Source organism: Streptomyces sp. NPDC051561, from assembly GCF_044454195.1.
Taxonomy (GTDB): domain Bacteria; phylum Actinomycetota; class Actinomycetes; order Streptomycetales; family Streptomycetaceae; genus Streptomyces.
This window is the reverse complement of the sequence record NZ_JBITDM010000005.1, coordinates 379,749-405,257: the sequence shown is the minus strand read 5'-3', so window position 1 is coordinate 405,257 and position 25,509 is coordinate 379,749. Positions and strand designations below refer to the sequence as shown.

Annotated in this window: 22 protein-coding genes; 11 read left to right on the top strand and 11 right to left on the bottom strand. The window is 71.8% G+C overall.

Annotated elements, in window-relative coordinates; all coding sequences use genetic code 11:
* Positions 1-23: 23 nt before the first annotated feature.
* Entirely contained in the window at positions 24-1,394 is a 1,371-nt protein-coding gene (hmgA, locus tag ACIA73_RS15315; protein WP_399438939.1) for a homogentisate 1,2-dioxygenase, read from the bottom strand.
* Between the two features lie 213 nt (positions 1,395-1,607).
* On the opposite strand from hmgA, the gene ACIA73_RS15310 reads away from it, so the two are divergent.
* The 5 genes from ACIA73_RS15310 (at position 1,608) to ACIA73_RS15290 (ending at position 8,877) form a co-directional block, all read left to right on the top strand.
* Positions 1,608-3,665 (top strand): right-handed parallel beta-helix repeat-containing protein, encoded by a 2,058-nt coding sequence (locus ACIA73_RS15310; RefSeq protein WP_399438938.1) that lies wholly within the window; start codon positions 1,608-1,610, stop codon positions 3,663-3,665.
* Entirely contained in the window at positions 3,662-4,480 is an 819-nt protein-coding gene (locus ACIA73_RS15305; RefSeq protein ID WP_399438937.1) for a hypothetical protein, read from the top strand. Before ACIA73_RS15310 ends, ACIA73_RS15305 begins: the two co-directional genes overlap by 4 nt.
* The gene (locus ACIA73_RS15300; RefSeq protein ID WP_399438936.1) at positions 4,477-5,802 is read left to right on the top strand and encodes a hypothetical protein; all 1,326 of its coding nucleotides are present in this window, start codon (positions 4,477-4,479) and stop codon (positions 5,800-5,802) included. The genes ACIA73_RS15305 and ACIA73_RS15300 overlap by 4 nt, the downstream gene beginning before the upstream one ends.
* 229 nt (positions 5,803-6,031) lie before the next feature.
* A complete protein-coding gene (locus ACIA73_RS15295) occupies positions 6,032-6,595 on the top strand; it encodes a TetR/AcrR family transcriptional regulator (RefSeq protein ID WP_399438935.1) in 564 nt (187 codons plus the stop codon).
* A gap of 89 nt (positions 6,596-6,684) precedes the next feature.
* Complete coding sequence (locus ACIA73_RS15290) at positions 6,685-8,877, top strand: molybdopterin oxidoreductase family protein (RefSeq protein WP_399438934.1); 2,193 nt, start codon at positions 6,685-6,687, stop codon at positions 8,875-8,877.
* Between the two features lie 94 nt (positions 8,878-8,971).
* Here ACIA73_RS15290 and ACIA73_RS15285 read toward each other — a convergent pair whose 3' ends face one another.
* Both ACIA73_RS15285 and ACIA73_RS15280 read right to left on the bottom strand, forming a co-directional pair.
* Positions 8,972-10,471 (bottom strand): hypothetical protein, encoded by a 1,500-nt coding sequence (locus tag ACIA73_RS15285; protein WP_399438933.1) that lies wholly within the window; start codon positions 10,469-10,471, stop codon positions 8,972-8,974.
* Between the two features lie 55 nt (positions 10,472-10,526).
* Positions 10,527-11,927 (bottom strand): AAA family ATPase, encoded by a 1,401-nt coding sequence (locus ACIA73_RS15280; protein ID WP_399438932.1) that lies wholly within the window; start codon positions 11,925-11,927, stop codon positions 10,527-10,529.
* Between the two features lie 560 nt (positions 11,928-12,487).
* Here ACIA73_RS15280 and ACIA73_RS15275 point away from each other — a divergent pair.
* Entirely contained in the window at positions 12,488-13,882 is a 1,395-nt protein-coding gene (locus ACIA73_RS15275) for an aldehyde dehydrogenase family protein (RefSeq protein WP_399439047.1), read from the top strand.
* Between the two features lie 72 nt (positions 13,883-13,954).
* Positions 13,955-15,040, top strand: coding sequence for a zinc-binding dehydrogenase (locus tag ACIA73_RS15270; RefSeq protein ID WP_399438931.1), 1,086 nt, complete (start codon positions 13,955-13,957; stop codon positions 15,038-15,040).
* 7 nt (positions 15,041-15,047) lie between these two features.
* Here ACIA73_RS15270 and ACIA73_RS15265 read toward each other — a convergent pair whose 3' ends face one another.
* From ACIA73_RS15265 to ACIA73_RS15255, 3 genes are read right to left on the bottom strand one after another with little or no spacing between them, the layout of a single operon-like run.
* Positions 15,048-16,043 (bottom strand): DMT family transporter, encoded by a 996-nt coding sequence (locus ACIA73_RS15265; protein ID WP_399438930.1) that lies wholly within the window; start codon positions 16,041-16,043, stop codon positions 15,048-15,050.
* A 32-nt stretch (positions 16,044-16,075) separates the two neighbouring features.
* Complete coding sequence (locus ACIA73_RS15260; RefSeq protein ID WP_399438929.1) at positions 16,076-16,813, bottom strand: ArsR/SmtB family transcription factor; 738 nt, start codon at positions 16,811-16,813, stop codon at positions 16,076-16,078.
* 14 nt (positions 16,814-16,827) lie between these two features.
* Positions 16,828-17,556 carry a TetR/AcrR family transcriptional regulator gene (locus tag ACIA73_RS15255; protein ID WP_399438928.1) on the bottom strand — a complete coding sequence of 243 codons (729 nt, stop codon included), beginning with the start codon at positions 17,554-17,556 and terminating at the stop codon, positions 16,828-16,830.
* Positions 17,557-17,680: 124 nt separating this feature from the next.
* On the opposite strand from ACIA73_RS15255, the gene ACIA73_RS15250 reads away from it, so the two are divergent.
* The 3 genes from ACIA73_RS15250 to ACIA73_RS15240 all read left to right on the top strand — a co-directional run bounded on the left by ACIA73_RS15250 (position 17,681) and on the right by ACIA73_RS15240 (position 20,024).
* Entirely contained in the window at positions 17,681-18,832 is a 1,152-nt protein-coding gene (locus ACIA73_RS15250; protein ID WP_399438927.1) for an acyl-CoA dehydrogenase family protein, read from the top strand.
* 134 nt (positions 18,833-18,966) lie between these two features.
* Positions 18,967-19,254, top strand: coding sequence for a YiaA/YiaB family inner membrane protein (locus ACIA73_RS15245; protein WP_399438926.1), 288 nt, complete (start codon positions 18,967-18,969; stop codon positions 19,252-19,254).
* A 122-nt stretch (positions 19,255-19,376) separates the two neighbouring features.
* A complete protein-coding gene (locus ACIA73_RS15240; protein ID WP_399438925.1) occupies positions 19,377-20,024 on the top strand; it encodes a TetR/AcrR family transcriptional regulator in 648 nt (215 codons plus the stop codon).
* A 26-nt stretch (positions 20,025-20,050) separates the two neighbouring features.
* Here the strand turns inward: ACIA73_RS15240 and ACIA73_RS15235 are convergent, their stop codons facing one another.
* Complete coding sequence (locus ACIA73_RS15235; RefSeq protein ID WP_399438924.1) at positions 20,051-20,512, bottom strand: MaoC family dehydratase; 462 nt, start codon at positions 20,510-20,512, stop codon at positions 20,051-20,053.
* Positions 20,513-20,604: 92 nt separating this feature from the next.
* On the opposite strand from ACIA73_RS15235, the gene soxR reads away from it, so the two are divergent.
* Positions 20,605-21,066: a redox-sensitive transcriptional activator SoxR gene (gene soxR, locus ACIA73_RS15230; protein WP_399438923.1), complete on the top strand. Its 462-nt coding sequence runs from the start codon at positions 20,605-20,607 to the stop codon at positions 21,064-21,066.
* A gap of 235 nt (positions 21,067-21,301) precedes the next feature.
* Here the strand turns inward: soxR and ACIA73_RS15225 are convergent, their stop codons facing one another.
* From ACIA73_RS15225 to ACIA73_RS15210, 4 genes are all read right to left on the bottom strand, one after another.
* Positions 21,302-22,378: an RNA ligase (ATP) gene (locus ACIA73_RS15225; RefSeq protein ID WP_399438922.1), complete on the bottom strand. Its 1,077-nt coding sequence runs from the start codon at positions 22,376-22,378 to the stop codon at positions 21,302-21,304.
* 75 nt (positions 22,379-22,453) lie between these two features.
* On the bottom strand, positions 22,454-23,206 hold the full coding sequence (locus ACIA73_RS15220; protein WP_399439046.1) for a 3-keto-5-aminohexanoate cleavage protein: 753 nt from the start codon (positions 23,204-23,206) through the stop codon (positions 22,454-22,456).
* 213 nt (positions 23,207-23,419) lie between these two features.
* Positions 23,420-24,031, bottom strand: coding sequence for a hypothetical protein (locus tag ACIA73_RS15215; protein WP_399438921.1), 612 nt, complete (start codon positions 24,029-24,031; stop codon positions 23,420-23,422).
* Between the two features lie 194 nt (positions 24,032-24,225).
* Entirely contained in the window at positions 24,226-25,479 is a 1,254-nt protein-coding gene (locus tag ACIA73_RS15210; RefSeq protein ID WP_399439045.1) for an MFS transporter, read from the bottom strand.
* Positions 25,480-25,509 lie beyond the last annotated feature (30 nt).

Sequence of the window (25,509 nt, the reverse complement as noted above, 5' to 3'; positions counted from 1 at the left end):
GAGCCTGTGACGGACGCAGGCTCCTACGGGCGGAAGTGGCGTTGCAGACCCTGCCACACACCGTCGTAGTCCGACTGAAGATGTCCGGCGGTCGCGGCCTGCTCGGTCGCCGTCACCGGCCAGCGGGTCTCGAACATGAAGGCGAGGCCGTCGTCGATCTTCTGCGGCTTCAGCTCGGCGGCACTCGCCCGGTCGAAGGTCTCCCGGTCGGGGCCGTGCGCCGACATCATGTTGTGCAGCGAGCCACCGCCCGGGACGAAGCCCTCCGCCTTGGCGTCGTACGCGCCCTCGATCAGGCCCATGTACTCGCTCATCACGTTCCGGTGGAAGTACGGCGGCCGGAAGGTGTCCTCGCCGACCAGCCAGCGCGGCGCGAAGACCACGAAGTCGACGCCGGCCAGCCCCGGGGTGTCCGAGGGGGAGGTGAGGACGGTGAAGATCGAGGGGTCCGGGTGGTCGTAGGAGAGCGAGCCGATGACATTGAAGCGGTGCAGGTCGTAGACGTAGGGGACGTGGTTGCCGTGCCAGGCGACGACGTCGAGCGGCGAGTGGTCGTACGTGGCGGACCAGAGGTTGCCGCAGAACTTGTTGACCACCTCGACCGGGCCCTCGACGTCCTCGAACGCGGCGACCGGGGCGCGGAAGTCCCGGGCGTTGGCGAGCCCGTTGGCGCCGATCGGGCCGAGGTCGGGGAGCTGGAAGGGGGCGCCGTAGTTCTCGCAGACGTAACCGCGGGCCGTGCCGTCGAGCAGGTCGACGCGGAAGCGGATGCCGCGGGGGATCAGGGCGACCTCGCCCGGCTCGGCGCGCAGCAGACCGAATTCGGTGCGGATGAGGAGTCCGCCGTGCTCGGGGACGATCAGGAGCTCGCCGTCGGAGTCGCTGAACACCCTCCCCCGGGTGCTCGGCTCCGCCCCCTCGGAGGAAACCCCGGACGACATGGGGGAGTTGGCGTGGTAGAGGTGGATCGCCATGCCGGTGCGCTGGGTGGCGTCGCCGTTGCCGCCGAGGGTCCAGAGGCCGGAGAGGAAGTCGGTGCCGGGGGCGGGCGTGGGCAGCGGGTTCCAGCGGAGGCGGTTGGGGTCGGGGACGGTCTCGGTGAAGGGGGCGCTGCGGAGGCCGCCGTTGTCCGTGCGGGTGAACGGCGGGTGTGCGGCGGAGGGGCGGACGCGGTACAGCCAGGAGCGGTGGTTGTGGGCGCGCGGCTCGGTGAAGGCGCTGCCGCTCAGCTGCTCCGCGTAGAGACCCAGCGGGGCGCGCTGGGGTGAGTTGCGCCCGTGCGGCAGGGCACCCGCAACGGCCTCCGAGCTGTGCTCATTGCCGAAGCCGGAGGAGTACACGAGGGCCTCCGCGGTCTTCCTGGCCTGCTCGATGCTGTGCCCGCTGCCGGTCATCATTCGCTCCCGATGTCACTGACGCAAGGAATCCTATGGACAACCTTAGGAATCAGGCGGCACGGCGTCAACGGGAGGCAGGTGCACGCGGAGACCGGAGGCCCCCCCCGGGGGGTGGCGCGCTTGGCCTCCGGGGCTTCGCGGTGCACGCTCCGGGAAATCACGGTGCGCGGGGGGATCCCAATAGATGAACAATGCTCTACTCTCACGCGCATGTCGTGGACACGCCGTTTTCGCACGTGCCTGGTCGGGCTCCTCGCCCTTGCCGCCGTTCTGCTCGCCGCGCCCGCCGCACAGGCGCACGAGGAGCGGCCCGTCACCTTCCCCGACGGGTCGGGGAGCGTCCCCGCGTACCGGGGTGGAGAACCGGACCTGATCGTCTGCAAGACCGACCGGGCGGACTTCGAACGCCGGATCGCCGGCTTCCCCCAGGCGCTGAAAACCCGTAACCGCGCCCTCTTCGACCGCTGCGCCACATCGGGGTTCCGGCATCTGCAACTGGCCGTCGACGCGGTCAGGAAACCGGGCATGAACATCGCGGTGCTGCCCGGTCTGTACGAGGAGGAGCCCTTCACCGCCGCACCGAGCGGGGCCTGCGCGCGGCTCAAGGCGCCCAAGTCCCAGCTCGGCTACCAGATCCTGTCGTTCGCACAGCAGAAGCAGTGCCCGAACAACCAGAACCTGGTGGCGATCCTCGGCAAGAAGGACCTCCAGATCGAGGGCACCGGCGCCGCCCGCGGCGATGTCGTCTTCGACGCCAAGTACCGCAAGCTCAACGCGATACGGGCGGACGAGAGCGACGGCGTCTACTTCAAGAACTTCACCGCGCAGCGCACCACCTTCAACTCGCTGTACGTCCTTGCGGGCGACGGCTTCGTCATCGACGACGTACTGACCCGCTGGAACGACGAGTACGGCTTCCTGACCTTCGCCAGCGACCACGGCCTCTACAAGAACTGTGAGTCCTACGGCAACGGCGACTCCGGCATCTACCCGGGCAGTGCCTCCGACATCAACAACGGTCGCGGCTACGACGTCCCGCGCTACTCCATCGAGATCACCGGCTGCCGCAGCCACCACAACATGGTCGGCTACTCGGGCACGGCGGGCGATTCCGTCTACGTCCACGACAACGAGTTCGACCACAACATGGGCGGCGCCTCGATGGACAGCGCCTTCCCCGGTCACCCCGGACTCCCGCAGAACCACGCCCGGTTCGAGCGCAACCTGATCCACGACAACAACGAGGACTACTACCCGTACGTCGCCGACGGCACCTGCGCCAAACCGCCCGCCGAGCGCGGCTACGAACGCGGAGTCGTCTGCCCGCAGATCTCCATGCCACCGGGCTCGGGCATCATCACGGCGGGCGGCAACTGGAACCGCTACGAGAACAACTGGGTGTACGGCCAGGAACGCGCCGGCTTCGTCCTCCACGCCGTCCCCGCCTTCATCCGGGGCGAGGACGCCTGGGCGAAGCAGACCGACACCTCGCACCACAACCGGTACGCCGGGAACATCCTCGGCAAGGACAAGGCGGGCAAGTCCCGCCCCAACCGCACCGATGTGTACTGGGACGGGCAGGGCGGCGGCAACTGCTGGGACACCGGCTCCGGTGCCAGCACCCCGCGTGCGCTGCCGGAGTGCGGGGCGAAGCCCGGCGACTTCTCCGGCGGCTCCGACCGGAAGGTCGGCGAACCGGTCAAGCTGGCCCAGCTGCTGGTCTGTGCCGACTACAGCGTGCAGGCGAAGCGGCTGCCGGCCGGGTGCGACTGGTACGGCGCCACCGGAATCGCCAGGGTCGAGACGCAGCTCGCGCTGGGGGTGGCAGCGGTGCTGGCGCTGGTCGGGGGAATGCTGTGGTGGCGCAGGCTGCGCCACCACCGGCTCGCAAGCGTGGCCACCGTGCTGGGCGCGGCCGGACTCGCACTGGATGTCGCGGGGTCCACCACGCCACTGACCTCGACGTACGTCCCCGCTCTGGCACTGCTGCTGATCGGTGTGTGGTGGACGGTCATCGGGCTCGCCCTGCGCGGGGAACGCCCGTGGCTGGGCTGGACCACGGTGGTCCTGGGCGCGCTCACCCTGCTCGACGCCTTCGACAAGGCGGTCGTGATGATCCCCTGGATACCGCTGGGCCCGGCGTGGATCCGCGGACTGCTGGCCGTGGTGTGGGTGCTCTGGGCGGTGGTCGCCGCGGCCAGGCACGACGTACAGCCCGAGCGGTCGGAGCGGGAAGCGGCCACCGAGACCACGGAGGTCCCCGCATGAGGCGCACCGCCACCGCCCTGCTCGCCCCGGCGCTCCTCGCAGCCGTCCTGTTGACCGGATGCGGTGAGGCGGCCACCACCCATCACAAGCCGGGCACCGGCCACGAGGTGGCCACCGGATCGGCCGGGCGCCTGCTGGACGCCAAGGACACCGACGGCCACCGGCTGCGGGAGGTCGCGGCGGCGGGGGCTCCCGAGGTCGGGCTGACCGTACGCCCCGACTCCGAGGACGGCTGGAACGTCCAACTCTCGCTCACACGCTTCCGGTTCACCCCGGACAGCACCGGTGGTGCGGCCCTGCCCGGCAGTGGCCACGCCCACCTCTACGTCGACGGACGCGAACTCGGCCGCCTCTACGGCCCCTGGTTCCACCTGCCGGGCAACGCGACACCCAGGAAGGGCACCGGGACGCTGACCGTGCGTCTGCACGCCGACGACCACACCGTGTGGGCGGTGCGGGGCAAACCGGTGCAGGGCACGGCACCACTCACCACGGCGGGACCCGGCACCCCCGCACCCGGTACCCCCGCACCCCCCGCCGCGTCCCCCAAGGCCGACCGGGCCGTGGACATCGCCATCGCGGACGGCAAGGTCGACCCCGCACCCGGCCGCGTCGAACTCAAGAAGGGGCAGCGCCTCGAACTCTCCGTCGTCAGCGACAAGGCCGACACCCTGCACATCCACGGCTACGACCGGAAGATGGAACTGCCCGCCGGGAAGCGGGTCACCTACTCCTTCGTCGCCGACCGCACCGGCCTCTTCGAGGTCGAGACCCACGGTTCCGACCTGCTGCTGACCCAACTCGCCGTGCGATGAGCGTTCTCGCACACGGCGTGGGCTCCCAGCACGACCTGCCCCTCTCGCCCTTCTACGCCTTCGCGGGCGCCTTCGCCGCGCTGCTGGTCTCCTTCCTCGCGCTCGGCCTGCTCTGGTCCACCTCCCGCTTCCGCGGCGACCGCGCGGGCCGCCCGATCCCCCTCGCACTGCAACGCCTCGCCGACGCCCCCGCCGCCCGCACCGCGCTGCGGGCACTCGGCGCGGCCGCCGCCCTGTTCGTACTCCTCCATCTCCTCCTGGGCCCCGACGACCCGGAGCGCAACCCCGCCCCCGGCGCGGTGCACGTCCTGCTCTGGGTCGGCCTGGTCCCCGCCTCCCTCCTCCTGGGCCCCGTCTGGCGCCTCCTCAACCCGCTGCGTACGGCGCACCTGCTGCTCTGCCGCGCCCTCGGCCGCGATCCCACGGCAGGCCGCCCGCTCCCGCCGCGCCTGGGCCTGTGGCCGGCCGCCGCCGGACTGCTCGCCTACACCTGGCTCGAACTCGCCTCCCCCGACTCCGCCTCGTCCGCCGCCCTGCTGACCTTCCTCGGCTGCTACGCCGTCGTCCACCTGGCCGGCGCCCTCCGGTACGGCACCCACTGGTTCGCCGACGCCGACGCCTTCGAGGCGTACTCCACCCTGCTCGCCCACCTCTCCCCGCTGGGCAGACGCCGCGACGGCCGTCTCGTACTGCGCTCCCCGTTCAACGGGCTCGACGCGATCCGGCAGCGCCCCGGCCTCGTCGCCGTGCTGTGCGTCCTGCTCGGCTCCACCGCCTACGACGGCTTCTCGGACGCCCCCTCCTGGATCACCACCGTCCAGACCTCCTCCCTGGGCCGCACCCCCACGGCCACCCTCGGACTGCTCGGCGCCATCGCCCTGGCCGCCGCGCTCTACTGCCTGTGCGCGGGAGCCACCCGGTGGATCTCGGGACCGGCCGCCGGACCCACCACCACAACCGCCCCCGCCCCCGCACGGCGCATCCCCCACCCCCTCACCGCTTTCGCGCACTCCCTCCTGCCGATCGCGCTCGGCTATCTCACCGCGCACTACTTCACGCTGCTGGTCACCGAAGGACCACGTACCTTCATGCTGGCACTCGGCACTGACAATCCGGTCGCTCCCGAACCGCCGCTGTCCCCGGGCGCCATCGCCGCACTCCAGGTCTCCGCCGTCGTCATCGGCCATGTGCTCGGCGTCGTCGCCGCCCACGACCGGTCCGTCCGGCTCTTCCCGCCCCACCGCGCCGTCGCAGGCCAACTCCCGCTGCTGGTGCTGATGATCGCTTACACCACCGGCGGCCTCAGCCTGCTGCTCGCCTGACTCTTCCCCGTCCGGTGGCGCCCCGCGGCCGATGCCCGCCCGCACGTTCCGCCCCACCGGCTCCCTCCGCGAACGAGCAGGGGGCGGCATCATGGAACCCGTGCCCACTGAGTCCTCCATCAGCCCAGAGCCCCCAGCCAACCCAGAGTCCCCAGCCAACCCAGAGTCCCCAGCCAACTCAGAGCTCCCGGCCGGCCGGACCGGCAGACCCGCGCTGCGCCGCGAGCCGGTGCAGCAGCGCAGCGCCGAGCGGCTCGCCCGGATACTCGACGCCTGCGCCGAACTCCTCGACGAGACCGGTTACGAGCAGCTGTCCACCCGCGCCGTGGCCACCCGCGCGGGCGTCCCCATCGGCTCCGTCTACCGCTTCTTCTCCAACAAGCGCGACCTGGCCGACGCGCTGGCGCAGCGCAATCTCGACACCTTCACCGAAGCCATCACCCGCCGCCTGGAGACGATCCCCGCAGCCGACTGGCGCGGCGCGGTCGACGCCGTACTGGACGAGTACCTGGTCATGAAGCGGACCCTGCCCGGCTTCGCCCTGGTCGAGTTCAGCGCTCCCGCATGGGCCGGTGAGCCCGACACCCGGGTGGCCGACCGCCTCATCGACCTGGTCCCCGCCCACCTCGGACGCACGGCCGACGCACGCCTGCACCGGATCTTCAATGTCGCGGTCGAGGCCGCCGACGCCGTGCTCCGACTCGCCTTCCAGAAGGACCCGTTGGGCGATCCGGAGATCATCATCGAGGCCCGTGCGCTGCTCCGCGCCTACCTCGCGGGCGTTCTGGACTGACTGCCCGCTTCCGGACCTCGCCGAAGTGCGTACCGGTCGGTATGCTCGGCTGCGCCCACGCGCCACCGACGCCGCCACGGGGAGAACCCATGTCCCTCACCTCCCGTACCGCCCTGCGCATCTGCCCGCTCTGCGAAGCCACTTGCGGCCTCACCCTCACTCTGGAGGGCACCCGCGTCACCGGCACCCGCGGTGACGCCGACGACATCTTCAGCCGGGGCTTCATCTGCCCCAAGGGTGCCGCCTTCGGCGAACTGGACGCCGACCCGGACCGCCTGACCGCCCCCCTCGTCCGCACCGACGGCAAACTCGTGGAGGCGACGTGGGGCGAAGCCTTCGACCTGATCGCCGCCCGGATCCGGCCGCTCGTGGAGGAGCACGGCGGCAGCGCGGTCGGGGTCGTCCTCGGCAACCCCAACGTCCACACCATGGCGGGCGCCCTCTACCCGCCCGCGCTGCTCGCCGCCCTCGGCACCCGCAACCTGTTCACCGCCAGCACCGTCGACCAGATGCCCAAGCACGTCTCCAGCGGACTGCTCTTCGGCGACCCCTTCGCGATCCCGGTCCCCGACCTGGACCGCACCGACCACCTGCTGCTGCTCGGCGCCAACCCCCTGGACTCCAACGGGAGTCTGTGCACCGCCCCCGACTTCCCCGGCAAGCTCAAGGCGCTCAAGGCGCGCGGCGGCACCCTCACCGTGGTCGACCCCCGCCGCACCCGTACGGCGAAACTCGCCGACCGGCACCTCGCGATCCGCCCCGGCGCGGACGCGGCCCTGCTCGCCGCCCTGGCCCAGGTCCTCTTCGAGGAGAAGCTGGTAGCACTGGGAGAGCTGGACGCGCAGGTGGAGGGAGTGGCCGAAGTCGCCGCCGCGGTGGCGGAGTTCACCCCCGAGGCGGTGGCCGGGGTCTGCGACGTACCGGCGGAGGAGATCCGTGCGGTGGCGCGCGAGCTGGCGGCCGCGCCGACGGCCGCGGTGTACGGGCGGGTCGGCAACTCCACCGTGGAGTTCGGGACGCTGGCCAACTGGCTCATCGACGTACTGAATGTGCTGACCGGAAACCTGGACCGGCCAGGAGGCGCACTCTTCCCGCTCTCCGCGACCTCCGGCAAGCCGCGAACGCCCGGCCCCGGCAGGGGATTTGACCTCGGCAGGTGGTCCAGCCGGGTCGGCGGTCACCCCGAGGCGAAGGGGGAGCTTCCGCTCGCCGCGCTCGCCGAGGAGATCGCCACCCCGGGCGAGGGACGGATCCGGGCGCTGATCTCCATCGCCGCCAACCCGGTCCTCTCCGCTCCGGACGGCGACCGGCTGGACGCGGCACTCGCCGACGACCTCGACTTCATGATCAGCGTCGACCCCTACCTCAACGAGACCTCCCGGCACGCGGATGTCGTGCTGCCGCCCCCGCCGCCCTCCCGCAGCGCCCACTTCGACTTCGCCTTCAACGGGTTCGCCGTCCGCGACCAGGTCCGCTACACGCCCGCCGCGATCCCGCTCGAAGCGGGCCGGATGGACGAGTGCGAGATCCACGCCAGGCTGGTCCTGGCGGTCGGCGGCATGCACGGCGCCGATCCCTCCGCCGTCGACGAATCGGTCATCGCCCGGACGCTGGCCAAGGCGGGCGCCCCGGCGGAACTGGCCGCTCAACTCACCGGGGAGAGCGGCCCGGAACGCCGCCTCGACCTGATGCTGCGGCTCGGCCCTTACGACGACCTGACCCTGGAGAAGCTGCGCGCCGCCCCGCACGGCATCGACCTCGGCCCTCTGAAGCCCAGGCTCGGCCAGGTCCTCAAGACCCGCAGCGGCCGCGTCGAACTGTTCCCCGCCCCCATCGCCGCCGACCTGCCGCGCCTGCGCCGGGCACTGGGGGAGCGGCGACGGGAGGGTTCGCTGGTGCTGGTGGGGCGCCGCCATCTGCGCTCCAACAACAGCTGGATGCACAACATCCCCGCCCTGAACGGCGGTTCGAACCGCTGCACGCTCCAGATCCACCCCGACGACGCGGCCAGGCTCGGCCTGACGGCGGGTGCCGACGCGCTTGTCACCGGAGACGGAGGGTCGGTGCGGGCACCGGTGGAGATCACCGAGGCGATACGCCGTGGAGTGGTCAGCCTGCCGCACGGGTGGGGCCACGACAGGCCGGGCACCCGGCTGGCGGTCGCGGCGCAGCGGCCGGGCGTCAACGTCAATCAACTCCTGGACGGAACCCGGCTGGATCCGCTGTCGGGGACCGCGGTGCTGAACGGGTTCCCGGTGGGGGTGGAGCGACCGGTTCCGTAGCTGCGGCGGCGGGGCGGAGCGGTCGGGGTGGATACGGCGGCAGGGCGGACCGGTTTCGTGGATACGGCGGCCGGTCAGCCGGCCGAACCACCGGTCAGCCCATCGCCCGGCCGGCCTCCTCGGCCAGACGTACTCCCGCCGGATAGGGGAGCGAGGCGGCCAGCCGGGCCGCCTCGGGAAGGCCCCGGCGCAGGGCGAGTTCGGCGCGGGCGGTGCGGACCTCGTGGCGGGCCTGCCGGTCGTTGCGGTCGGTTGCGGCGCGACGGGCACGTACCAGCAGGTCGGCGGCCTCGGGGATGGCACCCGTGCGCATCCGGACCCGGGCGAGCGCGGCCAGCGCGTACGGCATGCAGTACTCGCCCTCCGACTCGGCGCTGCGCACCGCCGTCTCGGCCAGTTCGCCGGCCTCCGCCAACTCCTCCATCAGGAGGTGGATCTCGGCGAGATTGGCCTGTTCGAAGGTGGCGGCCGTGGGGTCGCCGGACTGTTCCGCCAGGCGCAGGGCGCGGCGGCCGGTCTCGGTGGCCTCGCGCAGGCGGCCGCCCCGGCGGGCGTTCTCGCGCAGTACCGACAGGACGCGGGTGAGGAGGGTCGGGTCGCCGTATGCCTCGGCCGGGGCCAGCGCGCGGTCGGCGGCCTCGCGCGCCTGCGAGAAACGTCCCGCCAGGCCGAGGCAACTGGCCCGGCTGGCCAGGGAACGGACGACGAGGCCCTGCCTGGCCGGTCCTGCGACGCGCTTCGCCGCACTGTGTGCCAGGCGGGCGGCGTCCACACCGGCGTGGTACTCACCCTGGACGAAGAGGACCACCGAGCGGGCGATGTAGTGGGCGGCGGTCGGCTCGGCGGAGGCCCGGCCCGGGCGGTACGTCCGCAGTACGGCGAGGGCCGCCTCCGGGCCGCGGGTCTTGACCATGGTCTCGGCGAGCTGAGCTGCGGCCGGCACCTCGTCGTCGCGCTCACCACGCCGGCCGAACTCCTCGACGGCCGCCCGCAGCACCTCCTCGGCCTCCCAGAAGTGGCCCATCCGGCGCAGCACATGGCTGTGGGCGAGACGGGCCCGGGCGGCGACGAACCCGAGGTGGGCGACCAGATCGCGGTAGTAGCGGTCGGCGGTGTCATTGGCGTAGAGCCCGGCGGCACGTTCGGCGGCGCGTCGCAGATAGGCGGCGGCACGGGGGTCGTCGGCGCGGCCGAAGTGCGAGGCGAGGGCGTCCACGGCGTCGGGGCGGTGACGCAGCACCGCCTCGGCGAAGGCGGCGTGGAGCTGGCGCCGGCGGGTCGCGGTCAGCGCGCCGTAACACGTCAGCCGCACCAGCGGATGCCGGAAGGCGAGCCCCGGGACCGGACGCCCCCGCACCACCACCTGCCGCTCGACCACCAGCGCCGCACCGATCGCCTCCTCCAGAGCGGCGGTCGCCTCGGCTGCCCGTACCGGAGGATGCAGCCCGTTCTCGGCCACATCCAGCACCTCGGCCAGCGAGGCATCCCCACCCGCGGCAGCCAGCGCCTCCACAATCCGCCGGGCCGCCGCCCCCAGCCGGGCCAACCGCTCGGCAACCAACTCCCGCACCCCGGCCGGCGCCTCAACCCCCACCGACCCCACGGGCCCACCCGCCGCCCCCTCAGGCCCCCCAGAGGCACGAGCAAGCTCAATGCCGAACAACGGATTCCCCAACGAAAGCTCCCACACCCGGGCCGGATCGAACGGAAGCCCACCCCCGGACCCGGCGACGGATCCCGGGGAACCGAGGGATCCAGGGGCGCGGGGAACTGCGCGACCAGCCCCACCCGACCCGAGCAGCTCCCCCCGCCCACCACCCCCCACCGCATCCACGGCCACCGCCACACACGCCTCCCGCCCCAACCGCCCCAGCGCAACCTCCACAGCCAACCCCCTCTCGCACCAGGGAACCCAGCCCACTGCGCCGAGGATCCGAAGCCGGCATCCCCTCCCCGCGATACGTCACGAGAAACCGGGCCCCCGGCACACCGGAGCCCCGCACACCGGAGCCCCCAGCCCGAACCTCAGCCCCAACCCCAGCCCCCGCCTCCACCCCCACCCTCCGCGCCAAATGACTCAACAGCTGGAACGACCCCGCATCCGCCGCATGCAGATCATCCTGAACCACCCACACCGCACGCCCCCCGGCCGCCAGCCCACCCAGCAGCGCCCGCGCCGCGCGGAACAGCCGATCCCGCTCCTCCTCCGGACTCCACCCGGCAGCCTCACCCGCGACCCGCCCCAACGAAGGCAGCAACGCCGCCAGTTCCGGATACTCCGCCCCCGCCCTGGCCCTCTCGTCGGCCGGCCGCTCCGCCAGCCACCCGTCCAGCGCCTCGGCGAACGCCCCATACGGCGTGTGGCCCTCCGCATCGTGCCCGGCGCCCCACAGAACAACCGCGCCCTGCGCATACGCCCGACGCACCGCCTCCCCGGCGAGCCGGGTCTTGCCCAGCCCCGCCTCCCCGGCCAGCAACCGGACCGGAGGCCCCGCAGGGTCGAGCAGCCGGGCGACCTCCTCGTCCCGGCCGCGCAGCGGTGTCGGCGCTGGGGCACGGATCGCCGCAGGCAGCACCGGTGGCGGACCGGCGGTGCGCCGTGCCGCCCCGGCGAGCAGGGTGCGCGGGGCGTCCAGCGCGGCCAGGTGCAGCGCCTCTGTGCGGTCCGCCGGGCGCACCCCCAGTTGGGCGTCCAACGCGTCCCGGCACGCGTGGTACTGCCGTACCGCCAGCCGGTGCAGCCCCTGCGCCAGATACGCCTCGATGAGTACCTGGTGGGCCCGTTCGTCGGCGGGCGACGCGGCGAGGGCCAGCGAGGCGGTGTGCGCGGCCTGTTCGGGAGCGCCGTCCGCGAGCTGCGCCCGGGCCAGTGCGTGCCGTACCTCCTGGTGCAGCCCGGTGAGACGGGCGCGGCGCTCGGACGCTCCGCGTACCGGTCCTCGGGCAGCAACTCGCCCCGGAATCCGGCCAGGGCGGCGGTCAGGGCATCCGCCGAACCCTCCCCGAGCGCCGCCTCCGCCACCGCTTCCGTGTGGTCCGCGTCGATCCACACCGCTCGCGGATCGAGCCGCAGCAACCCGCCCTCTCCGCTGGTCAGGTAGGCGGACGCGGCCCTGGGCGCGAGCTCGGGTTCCAGGGCGCGGCGGGCGGCGTGCAGGGCGACCCGCATGCTGCCGAGCGCGGCGTGCGGGTCGGCGTCCGGCCAGCAGATGTCCATGGCCTGCTCGCGGTGCAACTGGTGGCCGGGCGATACCGCGAGGAGTTTCACGAGGGTACGGGCGCTGGGGCGCGGCCACTTCTCGGTCAGCGCGGGACCCCCGTCCCGTACCGCCTGGAACCCGCCGAAAAGGTGCAGACGCAGCAACGGTGGCCGTTGAGGGCCGACGTCGTACATCTGTGCTGTGCTCATGAGGGCAGCCACTGTAGCTTTGCGGCCCGGGTGCGACGGTGGCTTCCCCGGGGGCGCGAAGGGCGGGTCGATCGCGTCGCGTGCGGCGCGCCGGCCGGCCGGACGGAAGCCTTGTGCAGGCCGCCCCTGGCGCCGAAAAACTAACACCGCTAGTTTGGGGTTCGGACGACAACCGGACCGCGCGGGAGGAACACCATGGCGATGCAGGCGCAGAGCGGTATGTACATCGGGGGCGAGTGGCGGGCCCCCGTCGGCCAGGACACGATTCCCGTCGTGAACCCGGCCGACGAGCAGGTCATCGGCCATGTCCCGGCCGGTACGGCGGCGGACGTCGATGCCGCGGTGAGCGCCGCCAGGGACGCGTTCCCGGGCTGGGCGGCCACCCCGCAGGCCGAACGGGCCGCACTGATCGCCGCCCTGCGCGACGGCCTCGCGGCCCGCAAGGACGACATCGCGGCCACCGTCACCGCCGAACTCGGCGCCCCGCCCGCGCTCGCCGAGGCCGTGCACGCCGGACTGCCGATCGTGGTCGCGGGGACGTACGCGGAACTGGCGGCGACGTACCCCTTCGAGGAGCAGGTCGGCAACTCGACCGTCTACGCGGAGCCGGTCGGTGTGGTGGGCGCGATCACGCCCTGGAACTACCCGCTGCACCAGATCGTCGCCAAGGTGGCCCCCGCCCTCGCGGCGGGCTGCACGGTCGTCCTCAAGCCTGCCGAGGACACCCCGCTGACCGCGCAGCTCTTCGCCGAGGTGGTGCACCAAGCAGGCCTGCCTGCCGGGGTGTTCAACCTGGTCACCGGGCTCGGCCCGGTCGCGGGTCAGGCGCTCGCCGGACACGAGGGGGTCGACCTGGTGTCCTTCACCGGATCGACCGCCGTCGGCCGGCAGATCGGCGCGGTCGCGGGTGCGGCGGTCAAGCGGGTCGCGCTGGAGCTGGGCGGCAAGTCCGCCAACGTCATCCTGCCCGGGGCCGACCTGGCCAAGGCGGTCAATGTGGGCGTCGCCAACGTCATGTCCAACTCCGGCCAGACGTGCAGTGCGTGGACCCGGATGCTGGTCCACACCGACAGCTACGACGAGGCGGTGTCGCTCGCCACGGACGCGGTCGCCAAGTACGCGCCGGGGGAGCGGGTCGGGCCGCTGGTCAACGCCAAGCAGCAGGAGCGGGTACGCGGCTTCATCACCAAGGGCATCGAGGAGGGGGCCCGGGTGGTGGCCGGTGGCCCCGAAGCCCCTCTCGACCAGGGCTACTACGTCTCGCCGACCGTGTTCGCCGACGTCACCCCCGAGATGACCATCGCCCAGGAGGAGATCTTCGGGCCGGTCCTCTCGATCCTGCGGTACGAGGACGAGGCGGATGCGCTGCGGATCGCCAACGGGACGGTCTACGGGCTGGCGGGTGCGGTCTGGGCCGCCGACCGCGACACGGCAGCGGCCTTCGCCCGCCGCCTCGACACCGGACAGGTCGACATCAACGGCGGCCGGTTCAACCCGCTTGCCCCCTTCGGGGGTTACAAGCAGTCGGGGGTGGGACGCGAACTGGGCTCCCACGGCCTCTCCGAGTACCTCCAGACCAAATCCCTCCAGTTCTGACCCCACTCCTGGTAGCCCGCTCGGGTGGCGGGGCCGCGCCGCCCGCCCCGCCACACCCCCGAAGGAGCCCCGATGACCCGTGCCGCCATCCTCCGTGCCCCGAACACTCCCCTCGAAGTCACCGACATCGATCTGCCCGCCCCCGCCCTCGGCCAGGTCCGGATCCGGCTCGCCGCCGCCGGGGTCTGTCACTCGGACCTCTCCCTGACGAACGGGACCATGCGCGTCCCCCTCCCGGCCGTCCTCGGGCACGAGGGTGCGGGGACCGTCACCGCGGTCGGGGAAGAGGTCGGCCACCTCGCCGTCGGTGACGAAGTGGTCCTCAACTGGGCGCCGTCCTGCGGAAAGTGCCACGCCTGCGAGCTCGGCGAGGTGTGGCTCTGTGCCGACGCGCTCACCGGCGCCGGCGACGTCTACGCCCGTACCACCGCCGAAGGCACCGACCTGCACCCCGGCCTCAACGTCGCCGCCTTCGCCGAGGAGACCGTCGTCGCCGCCAAGTGCGTCCTGCCCGCCCCGCCCGGCATCCCCCTCACCGACGCCGCCCTCCTTGGCTGTGCCGTCCTCACCGGATACGGCGCGATCCACCACAGCGCCGAGGTCCGCGAGGGCGAGACCGTCGTCGTGTACGGGGTCGGCGGCGTGGGACTGGCCGCGATCCAGTCCGCCCGTATCGCCGGAGCCGGCCAGATCATCGCCGTCGACGTCTCCCCGGCCAAGGAGGAGCTGGCAACCGCCGCCGGTGCCACCGACTACCTGGTGGCCTCCGAAACCACCGCCAGGGAGGTCCGCAAGCTCACCGGCGGCCACGGCGCCGACGTCGCCGTCGAATGCGTGGGGCGCGCCGCCACCATCCGTACCGCCTGGGAATCCACCCGGCGCGGCGGCCGCACCACCGTCGTCGGCATCGGCGGCAAGGACCAGCAGGTCACCTTCAACGCGCTGGAGATCTTCCACTGGGGCCGCACCCTCACCGGCTGCGTCTACGGCAACAGCGACCCGGCCCGCGACCTCCCGGTCCTCGCCGAGCACATCCGCGCGGGCCGCCTCGACCTGGCGTCCATGGTGACCGAACACATCGCGCTGGACGGCATTGCGGCAGCCTTCGACAACATGCTCGCGGGCAAGGGCGGCCGGGCACTGGTGATCTTCCAGTGAGGAGGGGCTAGGCCTTCCCGGGCCGGGAAGCGGCGGGGGCGTCCCCGGCCCCCGCCGCGTCCGGTCCCGCCGCAGCCCCTCCCGCCACCGGCACCGCCGCCCGCCGCGTCCGCGACCGGGAGACCGCCACGCCCGCCAGGCACACCACACCGCCGAGCAGGGTGATCCACCCAGGTACCTCGTCGAGCAGCAGCCACGACATCAGCACCACGATCGCGGGCACCGCGTAGGTGGTCGCGCCCATCTTCCCGGCGGTGGTGCGCTTGAGCGCGTACGCCCAGGTGGTGAAGGCCAACGCGGTCGGGAAGACGCCCAGGTAGACCATGTTGAGCGTGGCCGGGAGCGGGGCGTGCGCCAGATCCTCGACGAGCCGGCCGGAGAACGGCAGGCACGCCAGCGCGCCGATCACACAGCCGTACGTCGTCGCCTGGAGCGGACTGGCGTGCGCCAGCGCGGGCTTCTGCGCGACCACGCCGATCGCGTAGGTCACGGCCGCCACCAGGCAGAGGATCACGCCGAGCAGCGAGGTACCGCCGCCGCCCGACATCGAGACGCCCACGATCGCCGCACCCGCGAAGGACACCGCCATACCGGCCAGCAGCCGGGGCGGCAGTCCTTCGCCCAGGAAGCGGCCGGCCAGCAGCGCCATCAGGATCGGGGCCACGTTCACCACCAGGGACGCCGTCCCCGCGTCGACCAACTGCTCGCCCCAGTTGAGGAGCACCGCGTACGCGCCGAACCACAGCAGGCCGGAAACGACGATGCCGGGCCAGGCGGCGCGCGGCGGCAGACCCTCGCGGCGTACCAGCAGGATCACCACCAGAACCAGCGATCCGGACAGCAGCCGGCCCAGCGCCAGCGCGCCCGGGGCGTACGACGCGCCCGCACTGCGGATCGAGACGAAGGCCGAGGCCCACAGGACGACGGTGACGGCGGCGGCGGTCAGGGCGAGTGGTTGGGAGCGTGACTCGGAAGGGGCCGCAGGCGCGGGGGAGTTGCTCATGCCGCGATGCTAGGGCATGAATACTTCGGCTTTCACCGAAGTGTGTCGGCATCGATGCCGAGCAGCCGGTGCAGCTCCCGCTCTCCCGCCTCGGTGACCTTCACCGCCCGCTCGCTTCCGATCCGTACGCACCACTTCTCCGCCAGTGCGACGCGGCACAGCTCGGCGCCCGCGACGCCCGCCAGATGGCGCTTGCGCTCCGTCCAGTCCAGGCACGAACTGACCATCGGGCGGCGCCCCTTGGCCTTCGGCAGGGGGATGCCGAGCGACCCGAACCAGTCCAGGCCGTCGTCGGTCAGGGTGAACCCGCTGCCCATCAGCAGCAGCCCGCGCCGTTCCATCGCGTCCGTGATCGCGATGCCGAGCCGCCCCGCGAGATGGTCGTAACAGGTACGCCCGCGCGCCATGGCGCTACTGGCGCTGGAGGCGCGCAGGGTGTGCGGGTTGTCGCGGCCGGGGAGGGCGTGGGCGGCGACGGACTCGACGAGCTGCGCGGTGGAACTGTCCGCCAGCCGTACGTACCGGTGGCGGCCCTGGCGCTCCTCGGCGAGCAGCCCCGCGGTGATGAGGCGGCCCAGATGCTCGCTCGCGGTGGATGCGGCGACGCCCGCCTGGCGGGCCAGTTCGCCGGCGGTCCAGGCGCGGCCGTCGAGAAGGGACAGCAGGAACACGGCCCGGGTCTCGTCGGCCATGAGCGCGGCGAAGGCGGCGAGCCGGGCGGCGGGCGGTGCGTGGGCGGTGTCGGGGGCGACGGTGGAGGAGGGCGGCATTCCCCCAGGGTGCCCTATGGACCCTTCGGTGCGGACCGAACTGTGCTGAATGCGCCGTGGTGGGCGGTGTGTTCGGGCCGCGCCTCGCCGTAGCCCGCCTTGCCGTAGCCCCCTGACTCGTACTGGCAGGCCAGCCCGTCCACCAGTGCCCGCAGCCCGGTGGTGAAGGCCCCCTCGTCCACCTTTTCCTGGTGGTCCGCGAGCAGGTGCGCCTGCCCGAGGTGTGGATAGTCGGCCGGGTCGTACGCCGTCTCGTCGTCCACGAAGCCGCGCGCGAACGAACCGAGCGCCGACCCGGTGACGAAGTACCGCATCAGGGCGCCGATGTACGTCGCCTGCGCGGGCGGCCAGCCGGCCCGCACCATCGCCCCGAACACCGCGTCCGCCACCTTCAGCCCGGCCGGCCGGCGGCCGGGGCCGCGCGCCAGGACCGGGACGATGTGCGGATGTTCGGTGAGCGCCGAACGGTAGGAGAGCGCCCAGTCCTGGAGCGCCACCCGCCAGTCGCGGGGGTCGCCCTCCTCGAACATCGACAGATCGACCTTGGCGGAGACCGCGTCCGCGACCGCCTCCAGGATCTCGTCCTTGTTGCGGAAGTGGTTGTAGAGGGAGGGGCCGCTGACCCCGAGCTCGGCCGCGAGCCGCCGGGTGGAGACCGCTTCCAGCCCCTCCGAGTCCACGAGCACGCTCGCCGTCTCGACGATGCGGTCTCTGTTCAGCAGGGGCTTGCGCGGTCGGGCCATGCGGCTCATAGTAGGGCCTGCACAGTAGAAACTAGCAGTGCTAATTTAATACCGAACCGCATGACAGCCGCCGGGCCGGCCGAACTGGCCGGCCGCATTGTCTCGACCTACGGGGTGGACCGCCGTGAACCTGGAACTCAGCGAGGAACAGACCGCCGTCCGGCAGCTCGCCCGCGACTTCGTCGTCCGCGAGATCACCCCGCACGTCATCGAGTGGGACCGCGCGGAGAACGTGGACCGGTCGATAGTGAAGAAGCTCGGCGCGCTCGGCTTCCTCGGCCTCACCATCCCCGAGGAGTACGGCGGCTCGGCCGGCGACCACCTCGCGTACTGCCTGGTCACCGAGGAACTCGGCCGCGGCGACTCCTCGGTGCGCGGCATCGTCTCCGTATCGCTCGGCCTGGTCGCCAAGACGATCGCCGCCTGGGGCGACGAGGAGCAGAAGCAGCGGTGGCTGCCGCGGCTCACCTCCGGCGAGGCGATCGGCTGCTTCGGCCTGACCGAGCCCGGCACCGGTTCGGACGCCGGAAACCTGACCACGCGGGCGGTGCGCGACGGCGCCGACTACGTCATCAACGGCACCAAGATGTTCATCACCAACGGCACGTGGGCCGATGTCGTGCTGCTCTTCGCCCGCTCCACCGACGCCCCCGGCCACAAGGGCGTCTCCGCCTTCCTGGTCCCCACCGACACCCCCGGCCTCACCCGCCGCACCATCCACGGCAAGCTCGGCCTGCGCGGCCAGGCCACCGCCGAACTGGTCCTTGAGGACGTCCGGGTGCCCGCCTCCGCGATGCTGGCCCCCGAGGGCAAGGGCTTCTCGGTCGCCATGTCCGCGCTGGCCAAGGGCCGGATGTCGGTCGCGGCCGGCTGTGTGGGCATCGCCCAGGCGGCACTGGACGCGGCACTCTCGTACGCGGGCGAGCGCGAGCAGTTCGGCAAGAAGATCGCCCAGCACCAGCTCGTCCAGGAGCTGATCACCGACATCGCGGTCGACGTGGACGCCGCACGCCTGCTCACCTGGCGGGTCGCCGACCTGATCGACCGGGGCGAACCCTTCGTCACCGAGGCCTCCAAGGCCAAGCTCTTCGCCTCCGAGGCGGCCGTGCGCGCGGCGAACAACGCCCTCCAGGTGTACGGCGGTTACGGCTACATCGACGAGTACCCGGCGGGCAAGCTGCTGCGCGACGCCCGTGTGATGACCCTCTACGAAGGCACCAGCCAGATCCAGAAGCTGGTCATCGGCCGCGCGCTGACGGGGGTCTCGGCATTCTGAGTGCGTCAGAGTCCGAGTGCGTCCCCCTCGTGCGTGAGCGCGTGAGCATGTGTGTGCGGGGCGGGGCCGACTGAGTACCTGCCTGAGTACGTGTACGGATACCGGCCGGTAGTGTTGTGCGTCACTCTGCCCGTATGAGCGATTCAACGGTCAAGCAGCAGAACACCGGGGCCTTCTACGGCCAGGCCGTGGCGTCCTTCGCCATCGCGCTGAGCGCCATGGTCGGCGGCATCGTCTACCTCGACGTCAGCGGCTGGATCCGGGCCTTCCTCGGCATCGGTCTCCTCTACCTCACCACCTCCGCCTTCACCCTCGCCAAGGTGATCCGCGACAAGCAGGAGGCCGGGCAGATCGTCAGCCGGGTCGACCAGGCCCGGCTGGAGAAGATCCTCGCCGAGCACGACCCCTTCCAGAAGCTGTGATCCCTTCCCCGCCCCGCTGTGCCCGCTGAGTGCCCACGCACGCTAAGCGCTTGCTCAGAGGTGCGGGGTATGGTGTTCGTCCTGCCGGAACCGGCACGGCGACACCGGCGAAGGGACCAGCGATGAGCACGGCGGAGGACACGTCCGAAGGCGCGGACGCCGCGAGCGGTGAGGACCTGGCCTGGAGCGAGGTTTCCCCCGAGGCCGCCAGGCGGCTGCTGGTCGCTGCCGTCGGCGCCTTCGCCGAGCGCGGCTACCACGCCACCACCACCCGCGACATCGCGGGCCGCGCGGGCATGAGCCCGGCCGCGCTCTACATCCACTACAAGACCAAGGAAGAACTGCTCCACCGGATCAGCCGCATCGGCCACGACAAGGCCCTGCGCATCCTGGAGACCGCCGCCGACGGCGACGGCAGCGCCGCCGAACGGCTCGCGGACGCCGTCACCACCTTCGTTCGGTGGCATGCCGCGCACCACACCACGGCGCGGGTCGTGCAGTACGAGCTGGACGCGCTCGGCGACGAGCACCGCGCCGAGATCGTGGAGCTGCGGCGCAGGAGCGACGCGGCGGTACGGCGCATCATCATCGACGGCGTACGGACGCGGGAGTTCGACGTGCCCGACGTCTCCGGCACCACGCTCGCCGTGCTGTCGCTCTGCATCGACGTGGCGCGCTGGTTCAACGTGGAGGGACGCCGGACACCCGACGAGGTCGGCGCGCTCTACGCCGACCTCGTCCTGCGGATGGTCGCGGCCGGCGTCCGGTGAGCCGGGGCGGGCTTGGAGCCCGTGTCTCAGAAGTAGTAGCGCGAGATCGACTCCGCCACGCACACCGGCTTGTCGCCGCCCTCGCGTTCGACCGTCACCTTCGCGGTGACCTGGACCCCACCGCCCGCCTCGGACACGTCCGTCAGCACGGCGGTGGCGCGCAGCCGCGAGCCGACCGGCACCGTGGCGGGGAAACGGACCTTGCCGGTCCCGTAGTTGATGCCCATCTTCATGCCCTCGACCCGCAGGATCTGCGGCACCAACGTGGGCAGCAGCGACAGCGTCAGGTAGCCGTGCGCGATCGTCGTCCCGAACGGCCCCTGGGCCGCCCGCTCCGGGTCCACATGGATCCACTGGTGGTCGCCGGTCGCGTCGGCGAAGAGATCGATCCGCTTCTGGTCGATCTCCAGCCACTCGCTGTACCCCAGCTGCTCGCCCACACCGTCGGTCAGCTCCTGTGCGGAGGTGTAGATCCTCGGCTCGGCCATCGTCCAGCTCCCTCAATCATGTGAATAAGCGTTTGCTCAGCATGGTTGGGGCCGTGTGTTCCTGTCAACGGACCACTACTAGGGTTCACTGAGTGCCGCAGATTCCAGAGAAGATTCACGAGCTCACCGTCGGACAGCTGTCCGCGCGCAGTGGTGCCGCCGTCTCCGCCCTGCACTTCTACGAGGCCAAGGGGCTGATCAGCAGCCGCCGGACCTCGGGCAACCAACGCCGTTACGAACGCGATGCGTTGAGGCGGGTCGCCTTCGTCAGGGCCGCGCAACGCGTCGGCATCCCGCTGGCCACCATCCGTGACGCGCTTGCCGAACTCCCCGAGGAGCGGACGCCCACCCGGGAGGACTGGGCCAGGCTCTCCGAGAACTGGCGGGCCGAACTCGACGCCCGCATCCAGCAGTTGGGCCGTCTGCGTGACCACCTCACCGACTGCATCGGCTGTGGCTGCCTCTCCCTGGACACCTGCGTCCTGTCCAACCCGGACGACCAGATCGGCGACCGAATCAGCGGTTCCCGCCTCATGGCCGAGAAAAAATCCTGACCCCACCACGCCGCCGCCCTCCCACTATGCCCCGCCCCTCGGGCGGCGGGGCCGTCCTCCCTGCATTACCCCCGCCCCCCGCCCCCGTCAGTCCGCTTGGGCGGCGGGGCCGCCCCCGGGGGCGGGCAAGGGGGCGGCCCCCGACGGAGTCGCACTCACCCGGTCCCGGCCCGCCCCGGTCCCGGTCACCCCGACACCCAGGCCGCCCGCACCTCCGTACCTCTACCCCCACCCCTCACTCAAACTCCGTCCCACCCTTCCGCGTCAGATACCCCGCGCTGACCGCCTTCGCCACCGCCCTCCCCCCAGTCACATAACTGTGCCGCTCCACAGCCGGCCGAATCACCACCCCCTCCCGAAGATGCAACCCCCGCCCCGACACCGTCTCCCGCCCCGACGCCAGCTCCAACACCCTCGACACGTCGTAAGGCCCCTCGTAAAGCCGCGGCACCAAAGGCAGTTCACCCCCCACCAGCTCCACGAACTCCGCCGCATCCAGCCACCGGACCCGCCCGTCCACCTCCACCGACACGTCGAAGGCCGCGTACCCCAGCCGCTCGGAGCGCCCGTCCGCGCCGTACGCCAGGTCCTGCACCCCCGCCCCGTACACCTCACCGAAGATCCCGATCCGGCGCGCCCCCAGCTTCTCGGCCAGCCGCGCGGCGACGGCCGGCACCCCGTGCCCGGTGACCGCGCGCCAGTACAGATTGCGCGGATCCTCCTTGAGCGCCAGGTTCTTCGCGCCGAACCCCTTCGAGGAGACGAACACCCGCTCCCCGTCCGGCAGATACGTCAACAGGCAGGCCGTGCCGTGCAGCTTCTCGGTGAGGACGACCTCCTCGCCCGGCTCGAATATCTGCGGATAGCGGTGCAGGTTCTCGATGTCGACCCAGGGCAGCAGCTCCGGCGCAGGCTCCACGTCCCCGCTCATCGTCGGCGGGATCGGCGGCACCCACTTGGTGATGCCGAGCAGCTCCGCGAAGTCGGTGCCCTCGGCGGCGGCAGCGGCCAGATCGGTGCCGGCGAGAGCGGCCGGACGGCACACGATGCCCTGCGACACCTCGCCCCGCAGCCGGACCGCCTTGATCCGGTCCGAGGCCTTGCCGGCCAGGCGCCCGGTGAGCCCCAGCTCCTCGATCAGCGCGGCCGGAAGAACCGCCTGCTCCGGGATGTAGAGGGCGCTCTCCCCGCTGCGGTACGCGCCCTTGGCGACGACGGCGCGGTAGAGCCCCACCTGCGCGAGTTCCAGCGAGTCCGCGTTCGGGTGCTCGTGGATGGTCAGTGTCTCGGCGGTAACACGCAAAGTCGACATGTCGGCGCCCCCCTCCAGCCGTGGCAGGCCGGGCCCCTGGTGCGGACCGGCCGTGGATTCGCCCCCACTGTGCGGTTACGCCACCTCCACCGGCCACCGAATTTCCCGTGCGGCTTCCACCAGTTGGGCGTTCGACGAGGCGCGGGTTCCGTCCGGGAGCAGCAGGGTGTCCTCCAGGCCGATCCGGGTGGCCAGCCCGAGCCGGCGGGCCAGCGCGAGCACCGGCCAGGCCCCGCCGTCCTCCCCGTGCAGCAGCATGGGCGCCCCGCGCACATCGCCCTTGGAGCCCACCGCGCCGTTGCGGGCGAGCTCGGCCAGGAACTGGAGCGCGGAGTCCTCCGCGGTCAGCGGATCGGGATCGGTCACCTCCACCAGCACCCGCAGGGATCTGGAGGCCAGCGGGGAGCCGAGGAACTTTCTCGCCCCGTCCGTGCCCGACCAGAGCCCCGACTCGATCGCGACCCCACGCGCCAGCAACGCCTCCGCGACCTCCTCGGCGCCGGGCTCGTGCCAGTTCACCGAGGCGTGGTCGGGCAGCACCGTCCAGGACGCGATGCGCTCGATGCGCTGCTGGGGATCGGGCTCCGTCCAGGCGCCGGTGGTCACCCCGACGGGAACGTCCACCGCCTGCCGTATCGCGGTGAGCGTCGAGGCGAGGACCCGGGGTGACAGGGTGTCGTCCCCGCACGGCGACTTGGGGTGCACATGCACCTCGCCGGCCCCTGCTGCCACAGCGGCAGCAGCCGACTCCGCCATCGCGTCCGGCGACACCGGAACAGCAGCGCCGTCACCGGGACCGCGCTGACCGTTGACACACACCTGAATCAAGGGCTCGACCATGCATTCGATGGTGACACCCGGCACTGACAATCAGCCATGCACTGAGCATTCGCACGGTTGTCGCGAGGAAACCCGCACAGTCAAGATCCGGTACGGCGAGCGATGAAATCCCCTACGGCGAGCGACAAAATCGCGTACGGCGAGCGATCCGAACACGGGGACGCGGCGCCACAGGTCCGGCCGCCGCCGCGCCCCTCGCGCTCACGCCACGGACGCCAGCTCCCGACGCCGTACCCGCTTGGCCTCCGCCAGCGCCTCGGGCGTCAGCACCGGCTGCGGCACCAGAATCCCGCACCCCGTGCAGACCGGTCCGCACCACGGCTCATGGACCATGTCCTGCTTCCAGACGATCCTGCCGGACGCACAGACCGGGCAGTGCGCGCCCGGTGCCGACTCCAGGGCGGAGATCAGCCCGCGCAGCACATCGGCCAGCGGCGCCGACGGATGAACCGCCGGATCGTCGCACCACGCGACCCCGAAACCGCCCCAGGTCCGCCGGTGCCAGTCGTCGAAGGAGCCCGGTCGCCGCAGCCCGTCGTGCTTCTCGCGCTTGCGCCGCTCGGCGAAGTCCACCTCGTACGCGAGCCAGACGGCCCGCGCCTCCTCCAGTTCCTCCAGTGCGGCCACCAGCCGCACCGGGTCGGGCGCCCTGTCCTGCGGACCGAACCCGTGCCTGCTGCACAGATGGTCCCAGGTCGCCCGGTGCCCGTAAGGGGCGAACCTCTCCAGGCACTTGCGCAGCGAATACCTCCGCAACGCAAGGTCACACCTCGGGTCACGTACCTGTCTCGCGAGACTCCGAAAACCGGCCATCGCACTGCCACCTCCGTCGCTGGTACTTCGGCGTCGATGAATGGACGTACGAGTGCCCGTTTCGGCTCCATCGAAAATCCGATGGGCCCCATCACGGATCAATTGGCCTGGAATCGCACGGTTCCCTAGGGTCCCGTCACAAGCCCCTCACCTCGCCCCCCGATCCTCCGATTCACCCCAACTCACGTTCCTTTTCACCCCAACTCACGTTCCTTCGTCTCCGGCAGCGCCAGCACGCACAGCAGCGACACGATCGCCATCGCGCTCACGTACCAGCCCACCGAAGCCGACCCGAAGCCCGACTGGAGGCGGGTCGCCACCAGCGGCGCCACCGCGCCGCCGAGCACCCCGCCCAGGTTGTACGCCAGCGACGCCCCCGAGTACCGCACCCGTGCCCCGAACAGCTCCGGCAGATACGCGCCCATCGGTCCGTACACCACACCCATGCAGAACAGCGCCCCGCCCAGCGCCAGTGCGATCAGCACGGGCTGCTCGGTGTCCAGCAGCGGGAAGATCACCAGGCCCCACACCACCGCGAGCGCGCAGCCCATCAGGATCAGTTTGCGCCGCCCGCCCGCGTCGGAGCGGGTCGCCGCGATCCAGGTCCCGGCCGCCAGGAACAGGCAGGCCACCATGGACAGTCCGAGCATGGTGCTGCGCGGCACGCCGAGGGTCTTGGTCGCGTACGAGAGGCAGTACGTCGTTGCCGTGTAGAACAGCCCGTACGCCACGATCATCCCGCCGGCCCCGAGCAGCAGCTCGCGCGGGTACTTCCTGAAGACCTCCAGCGTGGGGACCTTGCTGGCCTCCTGCTTCTCCATCACCCGCTGGAAAACCGGGGTCTCACTGATCCTCAGCCGTACGAACAGGCCCACCGCGACCAGCAGGAACGACAGCAGGAACGGAATCCGCCATCCCCAGCTCTTGAACGCCGCGTCGTCGAGCACCGCCGAGAGCAGCCAGAAGATGCCGGTCGCCGCGAAGAAGCCGATGGAGGGGCCGAGTTGCGGGAACGCCGCGTACATACCGCGTTTCCTGGCGGGTGCGTGCTCCACCGCGAGCAGCGCCGCCCCGCCCCACTCGCCGCCGAGCCCGATGCCCTGGAGGAAGCGCAGCGCGACCAGCAGCAACGGCGCCCAGATGCCCCAACTGCCGTACCCGGGAAGCAGTCCGACCAGCGCGGTCGAAAGTCCCATCAGCAGCAGGGACACCACCAGCACCGACTTGCGGCCCACCCGGTCGCCGAAGTGACCGAAGATCACCGAGCCGAGCGGGCGGGCGGCGAAGGCGACGGCGTAGGTCGAGAAGGAGGCGAGCGTCGCGTTCAGCGGGGTGAGGTTCGGGAAGAACGCCTCGTTGAGGACGAGGGCCGCGGCCGTCCCGTAGATGTAGAAGTCGTAGAACTCGATGGCGGTGCCGATGAAACTGGCCACCGCCACCCTGCGCAGACTCTCGGGGCTGTCCCCGGAGGACTGGGT

Excerpts from the sequence above, each read along its gene's own strand:
- ACIA73_RS15240 (WP_399438925.1), top strand. The coding sequence starts at position 19,377 with ATGAGCACGGCGGAGGACACGTCCGAAGGCGCGGACGCCGCGAGCGGT.
- ACIA73_RS15235 (WP_399438924.1), bottom strand. The coding sequence starts at position 20,512 with ATGGCCGAGCCGAGGATCTACACCTCCGCACAGGAGCTGACCGACGGT.
- ACIA73_RS15215 (WP_399438921.1), bottom strand. The coding sequence starts at position 24,031 with ATGGCCGGTTTTCGGAGTCTCGCGAGACAGGTACGTGACCCGAGGTGT.
- ACIA73_RS15310 (WP_399438938.1), top strand. The coding sequence starts at position 1,608 with ATGTCGTGGACACGCCGTTTTCGCACGTGCCTGGTCGGGCTCCTCGCC.
- ACIA73_RS15225 (WP_399438922.1), bottom strand. The coding sequence starts at position 22,378 with ATGTCGACTTTGCGTGTTACCGCCGAGACACTGACCATCCACGAGCAC.
- ACIA73_RS15245 (WP_399438926.1), top strand. The coding sequence starts at position 18,967 with ATGAGCGATTCAACGGTCAAGCAGCAGAACACCGGGGCCTTCTACGGC.
- ACIA73_RS15300 (WP_399438936.1), top strand. The coding sequence starts at position 4,477 with ATGAGCGTTCTCGCACACGGCGTGGGCTCCCAGCACGACCTGCCCCTC.
- ACIA73_RS15255 (WP_399438928.1), bottom strand. The coding sequence starts at position 17,556 with ATGGCCCGACCGCGCAAGCCCCTGCTGAACAGAGACCGCATCGTCGAG.
- ACIA73_RS15290 (WP_399438934.1), top strand. The coding sequence starts at position 6,685 with ATGTCCCTCACCTCCCGTACCGCCCTGCGCATCTGCCCGCTCTGCGAA.
- ACIA73_RS15260 (WP_399438929.1), bottom strand. The coding sequence starts at position 16,813 with ATGCCGCCCTCCTCCACCGTCGCCCCCGACACCGCCCACGCACCGCCC.
- ACIA73_RS15305 (WP_399438937.1), top strand. The coding sequence starts at position 3,662 with ATGAGGCGCACCGCCACCGCCCTGCTCGCCCCGGCGCTCCTCGCAGCC.
- ACIA73_RS15270 (WP_399438931.1), top strand. The coding sequence starts at position 13,955 with ATGACCCGTGCCGCCATCCTCCGTGCCCCGAACACTCCCCTCGAAGTC.
- ACIA73_RS15275 (WP_399439047.1), top strand. The coding sequence starts at position 12,488 with ATGCAGGCGCAGAGCGGTATGTACATCGGGGGCGAGTGGCGGGCCCCC.
- hmgA (WP_399438939.1), bottom strand. The coding sequence starts at position 1,394 with ATGACCGGCAGCGGGCACAGCATCGAGCAGGCCAGGAAGACCGCGGAG.
- ACIA73_RS15265 (WP_399438930.1), bottom strand. The coding sequence starts at position 16,043 with ATGAGCAACTCCCCCGCGCCTGCGGCCCCTTCCGAGTCACGCTCCCAA.